This window comes from Streptomyces sp. NPDC055099 (genome assembly GCF_053607685.1).
This window is the reverse complement of record NZ_JBSGUA010000002.1, coordinates 207,623-225,024: the sequence shown is the minus strand read 5'-3', so window position 1 is coordinate 225,024 and position 17,402 is coordinate 207,623. Positions and strand designations below refer to the sequence as shown.

General features: G+C 70.3%; 13 protein-coding genes. 1 reads left to right on the top strand and 12 read right to left on the bottom strand.

The window, feature by feature from the left end:
* Window positions 1-10 precede the first annotated feature (10 nt).
* The gene (locus ACWFRU_RS05365; protein WP_453684773.1) at window positions 11-4,090 is read right to left on the bottom strand and encodes an amino acid adenylation domain-containing protein; all 4,080 of its coding nucleotides are present in this window, start codon (window positions 4,088-4,090) and stop codon (window positions 11-13) included.
* 990 nt (window positions 4,091-5,080) lie between these two features.
* On the opposite strand from ACWFRU_RS05365, the gene ACWFRU_RS05360 reads away from it, so the two are divergent.
* Window positions 5,081-5,782 (top strand): phosphatase PAP2 family protein, encoded by a 702-nt coding sequence (locus ACWFRU_RS05360; protein ID WP_453684772.1) that lies wholly within the window; start codon window positions 5,081-5,083, stop codon window positions 5,780-5,782.
* 27 nt (window positions 5,783-5,809) lie between these two features.
* Here the strand turns inward: ACWFRU_RS05360 and ACWFRU_RS05355 are convergent, their stop codons facing one another.
* Genes ACWFRU_RS05355 through ACWFRU_RS05305 form a run of 11 tightly spaced genes read right to left on the bottom strand, consistent with a single transcriptional unit; the run spans window position 5,810 to window position 17,401 of the window.
* Complete coding sequence (locus tag ACWFRU_RS05355) at window positions 5,810-7,144, bottom strand: glutamate-1-semialdehyde 2,1-aminomutase (protein WP_453684771.1); 1,335 nt, start codon at window positions 7,142-7,144, stop codon at window positions 5,810-5,812.
* Between the two features lie 7 nt (window positions 7,145-7,151).
* Window positions 7,152-7,703, bottom strand: a complete 552-nt coding sequence (locus tag ACWFRU_RS05350; protein ID WP_453684770.1) for a dTDP-4-dehydrorhamnose 3,5-epimerase family protein — start codon at window positions 7,701-7,703, stop codon at window positions 7,152-7,154.
* Window positions 7,700-8,926: a polysaccharide pyruvyl transferase family protein gene (locus tag ACWFRU_RS05345; protein WP_453684769.1), complete on the bottom strand. Its 1,227-nt coding sequence runs from the start codon at window positions 8,924-8,926 to the stop codon at window positions 7,700-7,702. Before ACWFRU_RS05345 ends, ACWFRU_RS05350 begins: the two co-directional genes overlap by 4 nt.
* Complete coding sequence (locus tag ACWFRU_RS05340) at window positions 8,923-9,870, bottom strand: glycosyltransferase family 2 protein (protein ID WP_453684768.1); 948 nt, start codon at window positions 9,868-9,870, stop codon at window positions 8,923-8,925. The genes ACWFRU_RS05345 and ACWFRU_RS05340 overlap by 4 nt, the downstream gene beginning before the upstream one ends.
* On the bottom strand, window positions 9,867-11,150 hold the full coding sequence (locus ACWFRU_RS05335; RefSeq protein ID WP_453684767.1) for a hypothetical protein: 1,284 nt from the start codon (window positions 11,148-11,150) through the stop codon (window positions 9,867-9,869). Before ACWFRU_RS05335 ends, ACWFRU_RS05340 begins: the two co-directional genes overlap by 4 nt.
* A 5-nt stretch (window positions 11,151-11,155) precedes the next feature.
* Entirely contained in the window at window positions 11,156-12,433 is a 1,278-nt protein-coding gene (locus ACWFRU_RS05330; RefSeq protein ID WP_453684766.1) for a DUF4910 domain-containing protein, read from the bottom strand.
* A complete protein-coding gene (locus ACWFRU_RS05325) occupies window positions 12,430-13,455 on the bottom strand; it encodes an NAD-dependent epimerase/dehydratase family protein (protein WP_453684765.1) in 1,026 nt (341 codons plus the stop codon). Before ACWFRU_RS05325 ends, ACWFRU_RS05330 begins: the two co-directional genes overlap by 4 nt.
* Before the next feature lie 3 nt (window positions 13,456-13,458).
* Window positions 13,459-14,121 (bottom strand): PIG-L deacetylase family protein, encoded by a 663-nt coding sequence (locus ACWFRU_RS05320; RefSeq protein ID WP_453684764.1) that lies wholly within the window; start codon window positions 14,119-14,121, stop codon window positions 13,459-13,461.
* Entirely contained in the window at window positions 14,118-14,912 is a 795-nt protein-coding gene (locus ACWFRU_RS05315; protein WP_453684763.1) for a glucose-1-phosphate cytidylyltransferase, read from the bottom strand. The genes ACWFRU_RS05320 and ACWFRU_RS05315 overlap by 4 nt, the downstream gene beginning before the upstream one ends.
* The gene (locus tag ACWFRU_RS05310) at window positions 14,909-16,165 is read right to left on the bottom strand and encodes a class I SAM-dependent methyltransferase (protein ID WP_453684762.1); all 1,257 of its coding nucleotides are present in this window, start codon (window positions 16,163-16,165) and stop codon (window positions 14,909-14,911) included. Before ACWFRU_RS05310 ends, ACWFRU_RS05315 begins: the two co-directional genes overlap by 4 nt.
* Entirely contained in the window at window positions 16,166-17,401 is a 1,236-nt protein-coding gene (locus ACWFRU_RS05305; RefSeq protein WP_453685265.1) for a glycosyltransferase family 4 protein, read from the bottom strand.
* Between the last annotated feature and the right edge of the window lies 1 nt (window position 17,402).

The following is a 17,402-nucleotide window of genomic DNA, read 5'->3' as shown; positions in this document are numbered from 1 at the left end:
TCCCCCCGCCTCAGTAGTTCGGACTTTTGACGAGATGGCCGGGGTCCTCGACGATCTCCGGGATGTAGACCCGCTCGTTCCACACGTCCTGGGCCACGGGTTCGAGGGCGATGGAGACGACGTCCTCGTCGACCGCGAAGGCGGTCCTGACCGCGCTGGTGATCGCGTCCACCAGGGCCGAGATCTGGGCTTCTTCGAGGTTGTCCGGGAAATGCTTGATGTTGACGTGGGGCACTTGGATGACCTTCCTGGTGAGTCGTGCGTCCCGGACGGCGGCGACGAGTTCGTCCACCCCGCCGGCCCGCAGCAGTGCGTAGTGGTCGGCCCGCAGCCGACTGACCCTGGGAGGCGTGCTCGCCAGTGCGGGGTCGCGGTCGATGAAGGAGTCCTGGTCGCCCGCGGCCCGCAGGACCGTGACCGGAGCCGAGAGCCGGTGCCCGGTCACGTCATGGGGGGCGTACTCGAACAGGAACGTCGTGCGCACCACGTCGACGATCCGGCGCACCAGGTCGCGGTCCAGGTGCTCGAAGCGGTCGCAGACGCAGGCGATGAAGGATTCCTCGTCGTGGGTCGACGCCAGGCAGTGGGCGACGGCCGCCGGTTCGAGGTTCGCGGCGAACACGGAGTAGAGGATCGAGACGAAGACGGGGTCGGTGAACCCGACGGTCGGCTCGGCGGGTGCTCCCGCGCGGGCTTCCACGGGCGGTTTGCCGGGTGCCAGGAGGATCACCTCGTCGACCCGCTCCCCGGCCTGCTCCAGCTCTCGGGCCACCGCGAAGGCCACCCGCGATCCGAAGGAGTAGCCCCACAGGGTGTAGGGGCCGGTCGGCTGCGCCCGCCGGATCAGTTCGATGTCCTTGGCGACCATCTCCTCGAACGTCGGGTACGCGCTCTCGCCCGGGTTGATGCCGTGGGCCTGGACGCCGAGGAACGGCCGCTCGAGCCCCAGCCGGCCTGCCAGCAGCCGCAGGCTCATCGGGTAACCGCCGAGACCGGGCCAGCAGAAGACCGGCCGGCCGCCGTCCGCGCCACGCAGCCGCACCAGACGCGAGAGCGCGGTGTCCGGCGCGCGGTCGACCAGCCGGGCGAGACCCGCGATGGTCGGCGCGTCGAAGAGGACCTGGAGCGGCAGCGAGCTGCCCAGTTCCCGGTTGATCCGGCCGACCAGATTGACCGCGGTCAGCGAATGACCCCCGACGGCGAAGAAGTTGTCCCGGATCGAGACCCTCTCCTGGCGCAGCACCGCGCACCACAGCGCGGCGATCGCCTCCTCGGTGGGCGTGCGCGGCAGGACGACCGGCGCGTCGGCGTCGTCGACGGCGGCCTTGTCCTGCTCCCGCAGGGCCTGGTGGTCGATCTTGCCGTTGGGGGTGAGCGGGAAGGAGTCAAGGACGGTGACCCGGTTGGGCACCATGTACGGCGGCAGTAACTCCGCGAGGTTGTCCTTGATGATCTCGGCGGGCCCCCGCATATGGACGGAGTCCTCCTTCATGCCCTCGCTGAGCCGCTGCTCGGCGCTGATCCGGCCGCCGACGGCGAAGTAGGAGGCCCTGTCCGGGCAGGAGGCCCCGTCCTGACCAGAGCACAGGAGGTCCGCGATGCGCCGGGCCGACGCGAGGGGGTTGCCGGTCTCCGAGCTGTAGCCGGAGGACATCAGGCCCAGACCGAGGTCGTTCATCTGCAGGCGCTGCAGCTCCCGGCCGAGGTCGGCGTAGCGCTGCCACGGCGCGGGCGCGCTGCCGATCACGCTGATCCCGAAGCTCGACCGTGCGTAGACCTCCTGGTTGATGGCGATGACGTCCTGCTTGCGGATCAGGCCGTCGGACACCCGCACCAGGTCCCCGTCCTCGTACCGGTACTGGCCCTCGGCCAGATCGGCGACGCGTCCGGGATGCGCCTGTACGTACAGCTCGACCGGGGTCGGCACGGCCGGGGCGGCGGCCGTCTCCACCTCGTACGTGCCCAGGTAGAGGTCCTCGTCCGGGCAGCGCAGGACACCCTTGAGGCCGGGCTCGTCCGCGCGGGCGTTCACGCGGAGCCCGTAGTCGGGGAGCACGTGGTCGAAGAGGCCCACCATGTGACCTGATTCGAATTGCAGGACTTCCTGGATGTTGTTCTGGTAGACCGGCTCGATGGCCGACCGGCGTCCGACGAAGTGGAGGCGCAGCCTGGGCCTGCCGCCGGGAGCGGGCGCGATCAGCGTGAGCCGGTGGTGCACCGGGTGGTAGTAGTAGTGGCCCGACTCCAGGCCGGCGATGCCGGACAGCTCCAGGTAGAGCTGGGTGGCGTACAGGGAGCCGGGTGAGGCGTAGCCGTACTTGGGCAGCAGCCGCTCGGCGCTGGAAAACTGGCCGAAGTGGCGCAGCAGCGAGCCGAGTTCGGGCAGGGTGAGGGTGGCCGGGTCGCGCGGTGATGCCGGTCGGTCCGCCGGGCGGGCGAGCAGGGCCAGGATGTCGTCACGGGTGACGGGGCCGCCCTCGTAGAACCGGTAGGTCTTGCGGGCGAACACCGTGCGCCGCTGCCGGGCCGTCGGTGTCCGTCCGGGGAGCTCGACGACGGGCAGGCCCTCGTCCTGACGGGTGCCCAGGTTGCCCAGCTGCGCCTTGAGCTGGAGCTTGCTCTGCTTGGACTGGTGGTGGGCGCCGTGGTTGCCCTGGTCCATCAGGGCGGCCCGGTCGGGGTCGAGCTCGACGAAGGCCACGAGGTTGGCGCCGGTCCGCGCGTCGTCACGGACCAGTACGACGGCGGACTTGACCCAGTCGTGCTTCTCGACGGACACCTTGATCTCGTCCAGCTCGACCCGGAAACCGCGCAGCTTGACCTGGCTGTCGGTGCGACCGAGGAACTGTACGGTGCCGTCGTCGTTCCACCGGGCCAGGTCGCCGGTGCGGTAGAGGCGGGTGGCGCGGGAATCGCCGGTGTCCGGATCGGTGAACGAACCGGTGACGAACCGTTCGGCGGTCAGCTCCGGGTTGTTCAGATAGCCCCGGGCCAACTGCCGCCCTGCTATGTAGAGTTCACCGGACTTGGCGGCGGCGACCGGACGGCGGGCCGTGTCGAGGATGTGGAAGGTCATGCCGCGCACCGGCCGGCCGATGGAGACGTGGTCCGGGCCCTCCTGTACGGCTTCCCGGTCCACGCGGTGGGACGAGGCGTTGATGGTGCACTCGCTCGGGCCGTACAGGTTGATCAGTTCGCAGCCGGGCAGCGCGTCGAGCAGCTCGGTGGCCAGGTTCTTGGTGAGCGCCTCACCGCCGCTGAACACCTGGGTGAGCGAGGTGCACTGGGACAGCCGGCCGGTGTCGGCGAGTGCCTGCAACAGGGTCGGTACTCCCTGGAGGGTGGTCACCCCGTTCGCCAGGATCAGGTCGATGAGCCCTCCGGGGTCGGCGTACACCCCCGGTTCGCTCATCACCACACCCGCGCCGCAGGCCGGTGCGAGGATCTCCCACTGGGCCGCGTCGAAACTCAGCGGTGTCTTCTGCAGCACCGTCCTGGTCCGGTCAAGGCCCTGCTCGTCGGCCAGCCAGCGCATCTGATGGGCGATGCTGTGGTGCTCGATCCCGATGCCCTTCGGGTTGCCCGTGCTGCCGGAGGTGTAGATGACGTACGCGAGGTCGTCGTCCCGTACCGGCTCGGTGGCCGGTTTCTCTGTCTCCGTCGCAGGGTGGGATCGTGCCTGGGTGAGGGTGACGATCTTCGTGCCGGGCGGTGTCATGGCGGCCAGCCGGGAGGCCAGGGACTCATCCGTCAGGATGACCTTGGTCCGTGAGTCCGTGACCATGTAGCGCACGCGATCGTCCGGATACTCGGGCGACAGCGGCAGATAGGCCGCCCCCGCGCGAAGGACGCCCCAGACGCTCACCATGAGGTCGACGGAAGGCTGCATGAAGATGCCGACCGGTTCATCCGCCGCCGCACCGAGGTGCCGCAGGCGCTCCGCCAAGTCGCCGCTCTGTTGATGCAGTTGTCGAAAAGTCAGTCTCTCCGCGCCGCAGGAGACGGCGATCCTGTCGGGCTGGGCGGCCATGGCCGCGCGCAGCATGTCTGGCAGGGACAATTCCTTGGGCCCCGTGGGGTTCGTCATCATTCTCTGACCTGGAATCCGTTAACTTTTTGGGGGTGCGTCATTGGAAAGGCTTCGCCGAGATGCGCGTAAGCCGGGTCGGAAAGCGTCATGCCGAAGTGGCAGCCGGAATCGACCGTCGGCTGTTGACCGTCGTGCGAAAGCAGCCAGGGAGGGCTGGAAAGAAGCAAGGCGCGACGAAAGGCGGCTCGGTGCGCGTGTTTCGTCTCACCCGGAAAGCGCTCAGGCGCGCACGCAGTGCATGCCGGAGGGAAGGATTCGCGACTGCGCGCGGTTCCCCGTCAGCGCTCAGAAGGCCTCAGCAGCGTTGGACCATGAGCTGAGTGACCTCAAGAAGTTCCTCGAACATACCTTTACACTCTCCCCGTTTTGACCGGTCGGTCTGGGATCAAGCGGTAGGGGCCAAAGGTCCGAACCTGCATTTCTGATCCTGGCCGGTCATCTCTTGCTGAGCGCTCACACTAATGACTGAGAACACCCCTTGTAAAACATTAACTTTGTTACAGAGCGGGGGAGTTGGCCGGACAGTGCGAGTCGCGAGAGGTCGATCAGCGTCCGGTTTTCCTCGCGCCGAGGACTCGCGGGCACGCGCTCAGGCGAAACGAGTCGGCGGCTTTACAGATGTCAGCTTCCGGCAACCGGAGCCCAGTTGGCCGATAATGGCGGTTGACCTGACGCATGGTGTCGTGCGCTCCGGTCACTTTGCACTCAGTACGCACATCGAGCGCAATTCTTCCGGACAAGGCCGCGATTAGGTGATGCCCGAAGCCATCTGATCGAGCCAGCCCGAATCACGTACTGAGCCGGGGTAATCCAGGTATTGATTCCGCCCGAACCAGGTATTGGGCACCTCACACTCCGGGTGTCGCCAATGTCGCTGTGGAGCGGCCGGGTTGTTGGTTAGGGTGCCGCTGGACGGGGATTCGGAGACAACGGGGGGCTCGCATTGGATCGCCTGGGCAAAAGAGCGGAACTCTGCGTCGGCGGGCGCGGGTGACCGGCCGGCCGACGCCCACGGTGCCGGCCCCCGCGGTGCTGCCCCCCGCGCTGCGCGTGTGGCTCGGGCTCATCGCGTTTCTCGCCGCGTCGACTGTCGTCGCGGTCGGGGTTCTGTACGCGGGGCACAGCGAGCCCGGCAAGGTGGACAGGTGGTTCGTCGAGCCGACGGCCGACAGCGTGCGACCGCCGTTGCGGTATGTCGCCCTGGTCATCGATTTCCTGGCGGAGCCCATCGGCGCGGCCATGGTCATCATCGCCGCCGTGGCGGGATGCCTGCTGCTTCGGCTGCCTCGCGGGGCGGTCCTCGTCGTGGCCGGTGTCGGCCTGACCGTCGTGACGACGACACTGATCAAACCTCTGGTGGGGCGCAGCATCCACGGCGCCGACAACCTGTCCTATCCCAGCGGGCACACCGCCTTCATCACCGCGCTCGCCCTCGTGGTGGCGCTGCTCGCGACCGGCAGACTTGGTCTCGGCAGGACGGCGGGAGCCCTGCTGATGCTCGCCGCGACGGTGGTCGCCGGAGCCGCCATGGGCTGGGCGCAGGTCGCGCTGAGCGCGCACTACGCGACCGACGTCCTCGGCGGCTGGTGCACCGCCCTTGCGGTGATTCCGCCGACGGCATGGCTGGTCGACCGGTCAGCCGACTCGCTGGCCGACCGGTCGGCCGACGCCGAGCGGCGCGAACACCGCTGACATGACGTCAGGCCATGGCGGACCACGTCACGCCAGGCGGCGGAACACGGGCTTCACCGGTCGGCCCGCGAGCCAGGGAGTGGGGTCGCCGGAGTCAAGTGCCTTGCGGTAGACGGCACATGCCTGGGCCACCACCTCGACGGTGCGATCGATGTCGGCGTCGCTGAGCGCGCTGCTCACCACGAACGACGGGGCGAGCACCCCGCCCGCGAGGAGCCGGCGCAGGAAGAGGGTGCGGTAGGGCTGCGACGGCTGCCGGTTCTCGTCGAGGGTGGCGAACACCAGGTTGCTGGCCCGGCCCCGGACGACGACATGGTCGCCGACGCCCATGCCCGCCGCGGCCTCGCGTACCCCGGCGGCCAACCGCTCGCCAAGGGCGTGCAGTTGAGCGGTAACACCCTCCTCGGCGTAGGTGGTCTGCACGGCCATCGCGGCGGCCAGCGCATGTGTTTCCGCGCCGTGCGTGGTGGACAGCAAGAACACCCGCTCGTCGGAGTGGCGCAGCCCGCCCCGCTCCATCAGCTCGCGGCGCCCCGCAAGGGCGGAGACGGCGAACCCGTTGCCCAGCGCCTTGCCGAACGTGGACAGATCGGGGACGACGCCGTACAGACCCTGGGCGCCCGCCTCGGACCAGCGGAAACCGGTGATCATCTCGTCGAAGATCAGCACGCAGCCGTGCCGGTCGGCGAGCGCGCGAAGGCCTTCCAGGTACCCGGGCGGCGGCTCGGCGTGGCCCGCCGGTTCGAGGATCAGGCAGGCGACGTCGTCCTGGTACCGGGTGAGCAGTTCCTCCGTGGCGGCCAAGTCCCCATAAGGGAACGACACGGTGAGCTCGGTGGTCGCCGCCGGGATGCCGGCGGACATCGGCGTGGTCCCGATGAACCAGTCGTCGACGGAGAAGAACGGATGGTCGCCGCAGATGGCCACCCGCCGGCGCCCGGTGGCGGCGCGGGCCAGGCGCACCGCGGCGGTGGTGGCGTCGGAGCCGTTCTTCGCGAACTTCACCATCTCGGCCGTCGGCACCGTGGCCAGGAAGCGTTCCGCGGCATCGAGCTCCACGACGGACGGCCGGACGAAGTTGCTGCCCCGGTCGAGTTCGCGCCGCACCGCCTCGACGACGCGCGGGTGGGCGTGGCCGAGGCTGACCGACCGCAGACCGGAGCCGTACTCGATGTAGCGGTTGCCGTCGATGTCCCACACATGGGCGCCCTGGCCGTGGCTGATGACCGGGGCGAGGTTCTCGGGGTACTGGTCGTCGCCCTTGGCGTAGGTGTGCGCGCCGCCCGGGATCAGCGCGTGCAGCCGCTCGTTCGCCGTCCGCGACCGGGGCAGGTCGAACTCTTCCGCGTCGTGTGTGCTCACGCCGGCTTCACCCTTCCTTCTGCTTCAGGACCTCGGCGAGGCTCGGCGCCTCCCGGTCCCTCGACGACATCGACGTGGGCGGCAGCGGCCACGGAATGGCGAGCTCCGGGTCGTCGAAGGCGATCGTGACGTCCTCGGCCGGATCGTGCGGGCGGTCGATCCGGTACGAGGTGTCGGCGGTCTCGGTCAGCGCCTGGAAGCCGTGCGCGCAGCCCGCGGGGATGTAGAGGGTCACCTGTGTCTCGCCGGACAGCTCGAAGAAGGCCCGGTTGCGGTACGTCGGGGAGTCCGTCCGCAGGTCCACGACGACGTCGAAGATCTGCCCGTACGAGCACCGCACCAGCTTGGCCTCGCCGGCGCCGGAGCGCAGATGCATCCCGCGCAGCACGCCACGGACCGAGCGGGACAGGCTGTCCTGGATGAAGGCGTCCGGGTCGAGGCCCACCGAGCGGACCACGTCGGCGTCGAAGGTGCGGCAGAAGAAGCCGCGTTCGTCGGCGTACGGCGTCGGCTCGAACAGGTACGCGCCGTGGATCTCCGGGACTTCGGTCGCCTTCATATGGCCTTCCGCATGGTGTGGTCGTTCGTCGGGAACAGGGCCGAGGAGAGGGCGGTGAACTGGTCCTCCAGGCGCCGGGCGGCGAGCAGATTCTGCTCGGTGAGGGCCCGCCGTACCCCGGCCGCTTCCTGCTCCAGCGCCCGGAACTGCTCGAGCAGCCGTACGGCGTCCACCTCGCGGGCCGGGTGGCAGTAAGCGCCGAGCCCCATCCGGGCCATGAGCGCGTCACTCTTCGCCGAGTAACTGACCGCGAGGGTCGGGGCGCCGACCTTCAGCGCGCAGATCAGGTTGTGGTACCGGGCCGCCACCACGGTGTCGGCAGCCGCCATCTCCTTCATCAGGTCGTCGAGCGAGGCCGTCTCGGCCTCGCTGACCAGCGGCGAGTCCACCGCGTCGAGGATCGCGGCGGCCACCGGCCGGTCGAGGTCGTCGCCGGTGACCAACCGCACCCGCCTGCCGTCCTCGACCAGCGCGCGCACGAACGCGGTCGTCCCGTCCAGGTAGCGCCGGTGGATCTCGTCGGCCCTGGCGCGCTCGTCGTTGCTGCCGTGGAAGTCCATGACGCCGACGCAGACCGTTCCGGGCGGCGCCGAGGGAGTGCTCGCCGACGGCGCCGGCAGGGCGAACACAAGGTCTTCGTAGACCTTGTCGGACGTGGTGTCCACGCCCATCTCCCGCATCGCGGCACGGGACTGGTCATCTCGGTACGACCGGTATGCGGCAAGCCGTGCCGACCAGCGCACCAGGGCCCGGGTCGGCCGGTTGCCGATCCTTCCGGCGCCGACGCTGACCAGCGCGACCCGGGTGCCGAAAAGGCGGCCGGTCGCGCAGAGCAGGAACAACGAGTAGGGGAAGCCCCACGGCCGCAACGGCAGCGTGGTCTCCAGGACGCCCGTACCGGGCACGATCACCACGTCGTGCCGGCGCACCCAGCCCGCGGTGCGGACGACGTCGACGAGTTTGCCGAGCCCCTTGCCCGCGATCGCGCTCGCACGTGACGCGGTCCGGTATTCCCCGCGGTACCAGTTCAACCGCGTCGCGGGAATCCGGTACCGGGCCGAGACGTCCTCGGGTCCGCCGCACAGCGCGTCCACGACCGCCTCCGGATGCTCGGCGCGCAGGTACCCGAGCACCGCTTCGAGCGACCCGTTGTTGCCGACGTTTCCGGAGCCGAGCAGACCGAACACCCCGACACGCACCGGGGTTTCGTCGCTTGCCGTCACACCTGCCTCCCTTCACGGCCGGCGACCAGGGCGTCGACGGAGACGGTGACCAGGGCCGGATCGACCGGGGCGCGGTCCTCGACCCGCTCACCGGTGCCGGGCCGGGTGCGGCTGGTCATCCACGCGGCCAGGTGCCGGTAGCAGGCGCGCCGGTCGGCCGCGGACAGCGGTGCCCGCTGGATCGCAGAGACGAAGCCCCAGACGTACTCGGCGAGGAGCCGGGGCGTCGGGTGCAGCGGGCCGGCCCGGCGCGGGTCCAGGTTGACGCACCGGGACCGCTTGGACGGGTTCGCCCGCTCGGCGCGGGTGGGGTGGTCGCGGCGGAAGTACAGCAGCTCCGGCACCTGGTGGAAGGGCCCGTGCAGGGCGATCTCGGCGACGAAGGTGCGGTCCGCGTGGTGGTAGCTGTCGTGCGGCTTCACCCGGCGCAGCACGTCGGCCCGCATCACACCGTAGAAGTCGTCGCCGCCGGGCTCGAAGAGCATGCTGCGGAAGCGCTCCGGCGCGCGCGGCGAGTCGGTGGCCAGCGTGTACTCGTACGGGACCGTCACCTTGCCGTCGCCGTCGATGACGGCCTGATCGGCGTGCGCGAGGACGACATCCGGGCGCTCGTCGAGCGCCTCGACGCAGCGCCGCAGCAGATCCCGTGCGTACAGGTCGTCGTGTGAGGCCCACTTGAACAGCTCGCCGTGGCACTGGGTGAAGACGTAGTTGTGGTTCGGCGCGGCGCCGATGTTCTTCAACAGCCGGATGTACCGGATGCGCGAGTCCCGCGCGGCGTACTCGCGGCAGATGGCCTGTGTCTTGTCGGTCGAGGCGTTGTCGGTGATGACCAGCTCGAAGTCCTCGTAGGTCTGGCCGAGCAGGGCGTCGAGCGATTCGGCGAGATACTCCTCGCCGTTGTAGACGGGCAGGCCGATGCTCAACCTGGGATGGGCGGTCATTGCGTCCTCACTTCGGGAATGGGGTTCGTGCGGCGCTCGCGCAGAGCGGAGCGCAGTTGCTGCCACCACACGGCGGAGCTGCAGGCGGCCGCGGCGGCGACGCCCCAGGCCGAGCCGGCCGTACCGGCCAGGAACGCGCCGCCGAGCCCGCCGCAGACGTAGAAGGTGGAGGCGAACAGCTGGCAGCGCAGGCTGCGCCGGGCCGCGGCTAGCGCGCGCAGGCCGGCCGCCGCGCCGGTGCCGAGGCCGGCGCCCGCGACGCCGAGCGTCACCGGCACGATGATCGCCGAAGCGGAGCTCCAGACGTCACCGAGAATGAGCTCGCCGAGCCGGTCCGGCATCAGGAGCAGCACCGAGCCCCAGAGCAGCGCGCCGACGGCCTGTCCGACGCCGAGGTAGAGGCAGAACCTGCCGAGCCGGTGCGGGGCCTGTCGCAGCATCCGCGCCGCCTCCGCGACGGTGACCAGCGTCAGCCCCATCAGTACGGCGAGGAACGGCCCGAGCAAAAGTTCGGCGCCCCGGATCACGCCCACCGCGCTGACCGCGACGATCGCGCCGAGCCCGTACGCCCGCAGTTGGCTCGCGCCGCTGACGCCGACGTTCTCGATCAGGTACCGGTAGCTGAGGTCGCGGTGCTCGTGGAGCCACTCACGCGCCCCGGTGAGCCGGGGCCGGATGCCGGACTGGAAGCAGCCGTACACCGCGGCCACCGTGGCGGACGCGCCCCAGGCGAGCACGAACGCGGTCACCGTGCCCACGCGGGCCGCCACCAGCATGGCCGGCACGAGCGCGACGCCCCACACGACGTCGTTCACGAACGCCTTGCGGCCGTTGCCGGCGGCGAAGAACGAATACCGCCAGGCGTCCTGCACAAGGAGCCCCGGCAACATGACGCCGAGGCCGGCGAACGCGGGCCCCACCTGGCCGCCGAGCGCGAGCCCGACCACCAGGCACAGCGCGCCGATGACGACACCGACGCCGAGCGCGGTCCCCGAGGACCGGGCCACCGCCCCGCGCCAGGACGTGTCCGACACACCGCTGAAGCGCACCACGAGCGGGTCGGTGGCAAGGCCGCGCGAGACGCTGAGGACCACTCCGTAGGTCACCCAGGCCAGGCTGAACACGCCGAACGCGGTCAGGCCGAGCGAGCGGGCCACGTAGATCCCCACCGCGAAGTTGGACAGGCTGGAGGCCGCCTGGTCGGCCAGGCCCCAGGACAGCCGGCCGAGGATGGCCCGCTTGGCGGTGGGCCGGGCCGTCTTCTCCTCCCCGGTGGTCATCGGCGTCACGCTTTGATCAGCCCGGCGGCGTGCAGGGCGTCGGCCGCGACGGCGACGGCGTCGAACGCAAGGCCGGACCGCTCGGCGACGTCGAGCAGACTGTGCTGGCCGTCGGAGAGGTTGAGCACCCAGAGCATGGCCATCTGCGTCTGCTTGGTGTCACTGCGTCCGCCGAGCGCGTCGTACAGCCCGCGCCGGCCCAACTGAGGTTCGCCGTACGGGCTGAGATTCAGATAGCGCCGGTTGCGGTCGAGGACGGCGAATGCCTCGCGGCAGACGGCCAGGGTGTCCGCCATCGCCGCCGGGGAGACGAAGTCCGGGTTGTCCGCCGAGGTGTGGTACTCCGGGTATCCGGCGTACGGGGTCCTGCTGAGCGAGCCCACGCCGAGGTTGAACCCGGGGGAGCAGTACTGCCGCTCGTCGTAGCCGTAGGGAGTGAACTCGGTGACGCTGTGCGGGCGTTCGGACGTCCGCAGCACGTGCCGCAGCACCCGGTCGATCTCGGCGTCGCCACGCCTGCTCTGTTTGTAGGTGAGCCGGCCCGAGTCACCGGCACAGGCCAGCACCAGGCCGTGCTTGACCTGCTCCACCCGCTCCTTGTTGCGGGCCAGCCAGGTGATGGCCCCCACGGTTCCGGGCGCGAAGATGAACCGGTAGGTGTAGTGCGGGGTGGTCTCCGCGAGCGCCCTGGCCAGGAACGTCGCCACCGCGATCCCGGCCAGGTTGTCGTTGGCCAGCGACGGGTGACAGACGTGACAGGAGACGATCACCTCGTCGGGCACCTGTCCGGGGACCACGTGCTCGGCGTAGGTGAGGTGCCCGTCCGCGAGCGTGGAGTCGACGCACACCTCGTACTCGCCGTCCGGCAGCGCGTCCAGGGTCTCCTGGGCCAGGCAGAAACCCCATTCCGGCTTGTAGTAACTGGTGCGGTAGGGCACCCAGCTCGGGTGCTCCGGCAGGGTGTGCAGGTGTTCGCGCAGCTCGGCCAGCGGCATGGTCGTCGCGGGCACCGGCACGCTGTAGCCGAGCACATGCAGGCTGGACGCGGCGAAGTCGACGACCCGGTTGCCGGCGCTGTCGGCGATGTACGCGTCCCGGATGTTCCACTCCTGCGGCACCGTCCAGTCGAGCACCTGGGTCCCGGTCGGCACCTCGTGCACCTGCAGCGGGATGTACTCGCCGACGATGTCCAGGGTGGCGCGCACACCGTCGCCGGTGATGCTCCGGCAGAGCGGGTACAACCGCTCCACCAGAGCGTGCATCTCCTCGCCGGCCTGGGTCATCGGCGCCACCGCAGGGTGTCGTCGACGGTGCCTGCCTCGGATGCCGCGCTCAGCACGGCGAGGCGGGTGAAGCGCCGCTCGAAGTCCTCCTTGGTCAGGCCGAACTTGCGGTAGGCGTCGGCGAGTTCGAGCGCGCCCTGCTTCACGGTCCACTCGCAGTCGAAGCCGGGAATCGCGGCGCGGAACCGGGAGAAGTCCACCCGGTAGGAGCGCGGGTCGGCGCCGTTCTCGCCGGTGATGCGCACCTTCGCGCCGGACACCGCCTCGGCGACCTGCTCGGCGATCTCGGCGACCGTGACGTTGTTGACCTCGCTGCCGATGTTGAACGCCCGGTCGTGCACCGCTTCCCGGGGCGCGTCCAGCGCGGCCGTGAAGGCCCGCGCGATGTCGGCGGCATGCACCAGCGGGCGCCAGGGAGTGCCGTCGGACAGCACGAGCACCTCGCCGGACAGGAGCGCGTGGCCCACCAGGTTGTTCAGCACGATGTCGGCGCGCAGCCTGGGGGAGTAGCCGAAGGCGGTGGCGTTGCGCATGAACACCGGGCTGAAGTCGCCGTCGGCCAGCGCGTGCAGGTCGTCCTCCACCCGCACCTTGGACTCCGCGTACGGCGTCACCGGCCGCAGCGGGGCGTCCTCGCCCACCAGGTCGCCGCCGCCCGCGGCGCCGTACACCGAGCAGGTGGACGCGTACAGGAAGCGCCGCACCCCGGCCTCGCGGGCCAGCCGCGCCAGGTGCACGGACGCGTGGTGGTTGATGTCGTAGGTGAGCTGCGGCGCAAGGGATCCCAGCGGGTCGTTGGAGAGCGCGGCCAGGTGGATCACGGCGTCCACCCCGGCCACGTGTTCGGACGTGACGTCGCGCAGGTCCACCCGGTGGCCCTGCGGGTCGGCGGGCGGCGGGCCGAGCACGCAGTCGGCGAACAGACCGGCGTCAAGGCCGACGACTTCGTGTCCGGCGGCCGTGAGCACCGGGGCCATCACGGTGCCCAAGTAGCCCTGGTGTCCGGTGAGCAGTACGCGCAAGGTTCATTCCCCCAGGTCGGAAGTGCTGAGATCGAGCGTGAGCTTGGTGACGGCGAACGCCTCGGCGTACCGCGCGTGGCATTCGATGCCCCGGATGCGTGCGAGACCGAGGAAGGCCTCCCGGTCGTACCAGGGCCGGTGCCGCTGCGAGGGGTAGTGCTCCTGCAGCAGCCGCACCTTTTGTTCGGCGATCTCCGGCGAGAGCGGCTGGTACGCCGTCATGCGGCCGAGGTCGCCGTCCCACTTGACGATCTCGTAGGACAGCACGAGATGGTCGCGGAACGCGGTCGTCATGAGCTGGGCCAGACCGCGGTGGTCCTGATGCGCGTCGTCGGTGCGTGGCGCCAGGACGAGATCCGGCTCGGTCCGCTCACGCAGTTCCTCGACGGCCGCCTTGGCCTCGTCCCACTGCGCGGGCAGCCGGCCGTCCGCCAGCTTGAGCACGGTCAGGCGCAGATCGGCGCCCGGACAGAACGCGGCGAGCGCGTCCTGCTCCTCCTGCTCCCGCTCGCTGCCACCCCCGGTGAGCACCAGCGCGTCCACGCGGACACCCGGCCGCGCCTGGCACAGCGCGAGCAGCGTGCCGCCCGCACCGATGGCGATGTCGTCGCAGTGCGCGCCCACCGCGACGATCCGGTCCAGGCGCCCGGACCCGAGCCGGATCACGCGACCACCCCGGCGCGGTCCCGCTCCCACACGGCCCACGGCCGGTCGCCCCGGGCGTAGGCGTCGTCGAGGGCGGCCCGCTCCTTGACGGTGTCGGTCGGCTTCCAGAAGCCGCGGTGCTGGTGCGCGACAAGGCGTCCCTGCTTGGCCAGTTGGGCGCATCCGTCGGCGACCAGGTCGCCGTTCTCCGGTATGTGGTCGAAGACCTCCTGGCGCAGCACGAAGTAGCCGCCGTTCTCCCACATCGGCAGTTCGCTCACCGGGGTGATGCCCCCCACCAGGCCGTCCGCGCCCAGCTCCACGCAGTGGAAGGAGGACTGCGGCGGCACCACCATCATCGACGCGCCCGCGTCACGCCGCGCGAACCGGTCGATCATCTCCGGCAGCGGGGCGTCGGTGAGCACGTCGGCGTAGTTGGCGAGGAACATCTCGTCGCCGTTCAGGTGGTGGCGCACCCGGCGCAGCCGCTCGCCGATCGGGGACTCGATGCCGGTCTGCGCGAACGTGATCGTCCAGTCCGAGATGTCGGTGGAGAGCAGCTCGGTGCGTCCACCCCGCAGCACGAAGTCGTTGGACGTCGTCTCTTCGTAGTTGAGGAAGAAGTTCTTGATGTGGTGGGCGCCGTATCCCAGGCACAGGATGAACTCCGTGTGCCCGAAGTGCGCGTAGTAGCGCATGACATGCCAGATCAGCGGCCGAGGGCCGACCATGGCCATCGGCTTGGGCACGTCGTCGTCGGCGCCGTTGCGCATGCGCATCCCATAACCGCCGCAGAACAGTACGACCTTCATGCTGTGCCCCCCGAGGTGCCCTCGACAATGCTCAGTTCCGGAATGGGAAAGACAAGGCGGCCGCCCCAGTCGTGCACGTAGGACAGCTGCTCGACCAGCTCGGCCCGCAGGTTCCACGGAAGGACGAGGACGTAGTCGGGCTTGTCGGCGGCTATCTGCTCGGGCGGCAGGATCGGGACACGGGTGCCCGGGGTGTACCTGCCGTGCTTGTACGGGTTGCGGTCGACCGTGTACGCGAGCAGGTCGGGCCGGATGCCGCAGTGGTTGAGCAGGGTGTTGCCCTTGCCCGGGGCGCCGTAGCCGACGACCGTCTTGCCGTCCTCGGCCGCCGTGATGAGGAACTTCAGGAGATCCCGGCGCACCTTGGCCACCCGGGCGGAGAACTCCGTGTACCCGGAGAGGTCCTGCAGACCGGCGGCCTTCTCCCGGTCGAGGACCTCGGCCACCTGCTGGGACGGCTCACCGGCCACCTCGGTGGGCCGGGCCCACAGCCGGATGGAGCCGCCGTGCGTGGGCAGCAACTCGACGTCCACCAGGGCGAGTCCGCCGCTGGCCAGCGCGCGGATCGCGGACGCGACCGTGTAGTACTGGAAGTGCTCGTGGTAGATCGTGTCGTACTGGTTCTCCTCGATCAGGGTCAGCAGGTGCTGCACCTCGATGGAGACCCAGCCGTCGTCGGCGACCAGGGCGCGCAGGCCCTTGGTGAAGCCGACCACGTCGGGGATGTGCGCGTACACGTTGTTGGCCACGACCAGGTCCGCCGGGCCGTGTTCGGCGCGGACGGCCGCGCCGGTCTCCGGGCTGAGGAACTCCGTGAGTGTGGGCACACCCGCGTCGCGCGCCGCGGCGCCGACGTTCACCGACGGCTCGATGCCCAGGCAGCGGATCCCCCGGTCCACCACGTGCTTCAGCAGGTACCCGTCGTTGCTCGCGACCTCGACCACGAAGGCGTCGGAGCCTTCGGCGTCGAGCCCCACACGCCGTAGGGCGTCGGCGACGAACGTACGTGCGTGCTCCACCCAGGAGGTCGAGAAGGACGAGAAGTACGCGTACTCGCTGAACGTGTCCTCCGGCGTGATCAGCGGAGGGATCTGCGCGAGCCAGCAGTCGGTGCAGACCCGCAGATGCAGCGGATACGCCGGTTCAGCTTGTTCCAACTGTTCCGCGGCGAGAAAACTCTCGCACGGCGGAGTCGCCCCCAAGTCGACGACGCTTGCCATCGCGTCCGAGCCGCAGAGTCGGCATCGAGACATCTACTTCCCCCCATTTCTGCTCGCGGCGGTGCCCCCGCCGCGAGTCAGTGCTGACCGCCCCGCGATCGCGGTGCGGTACCCCTCCACCAGGCGTTCGAGACCGACGGCCGGGCTGAAACCCTGCTCGTAACGGTGTCGGCCCGCCTGGCCCATCTCCTGGTTTTGCGCCGGATCGGCCGTGATCCGGCGCAGACACGACGCGAGTGAGCCGGCCTCACCGGGCCGGTGAAGCAGCCCGGTCACCCCGTCGTCGACGAGTTCGACGAACGCGCCGTGCCCGGCGGCGACCATCGGGACCCCCGCCGCCATCGCCTCCACGACCACCAGGCCGAACGCCTCGAGCCACGTCGAGGGAGCCACCACGGCCACCGACCGTGCGATGGCCTGCCGGCACTGCTCCGGGTCGTACAGGCCGACGTAGCGCACGTCGTCGCGGCCCGCCGCCCAAGCGGTCACCTCGGCCTCGAGCGGCCCCGTGCCGGCGATGACGAGCGGCACGCCCACCCCGCCGGCCGCGGCGATCTCGTCCCACGCGGCCATGAGCAGGCGTACGCCCTTGGTCTCCGCGAGGCGGCCGAGATAGAGCAGGTGCTCCCCGGGCCCCGAGCGGCGGGCGTCCGGGTCCGGCACGAAGTTGTGCTTCACCGCGAGCCGCTCGGCCGGCATACCGGCCCGCACCAGGACGTCGCGCTGCGCCGCGGAGATGCAGAAGAACCGGTCCACGCCGGACCACCAGCGCCGCCGGTTGACGACGAGGCTGACCGCGAGCGGCACCGTCGCAAGGCGGGAGTCGCGGTAGCAGCCGTGCCGGACGGCGGGCAGCGGCGTCCCACCCACGCACTCGGTGCACGGCCGACCGCCTCGCTGCAGTGTGCCGGGCGGGCAGATCTGGGTGTAGTTGTGCAGCGTGGCCACGACGGGCACGTCGGCGTCGGCGCAGGCGGCGATGACCGCGGGCGACAGGAGCGGGAAGACGTTGTGCACATGCACCACGTCGGGGCGTGCGGCGCGAAGGCGGGCGGCGAGCTCCGTGCGGACCGACGGGTTCCACGGCACGAGCAGCGGCACCGCGGCCTTGGCGGGCAGGGACTTGGCTCCGATGGAGTCGCTGCGCCGCTCGAACACCTCCACCCGGTGGCCTGCCGCGCGCAGCAGGGCCGTCTCCTGGTCGACGACGTTGTTCTCGCCGCTCGGCTGGGCCGAGGAATAGCGGTTGTGCACCACGAGGACGTGCATG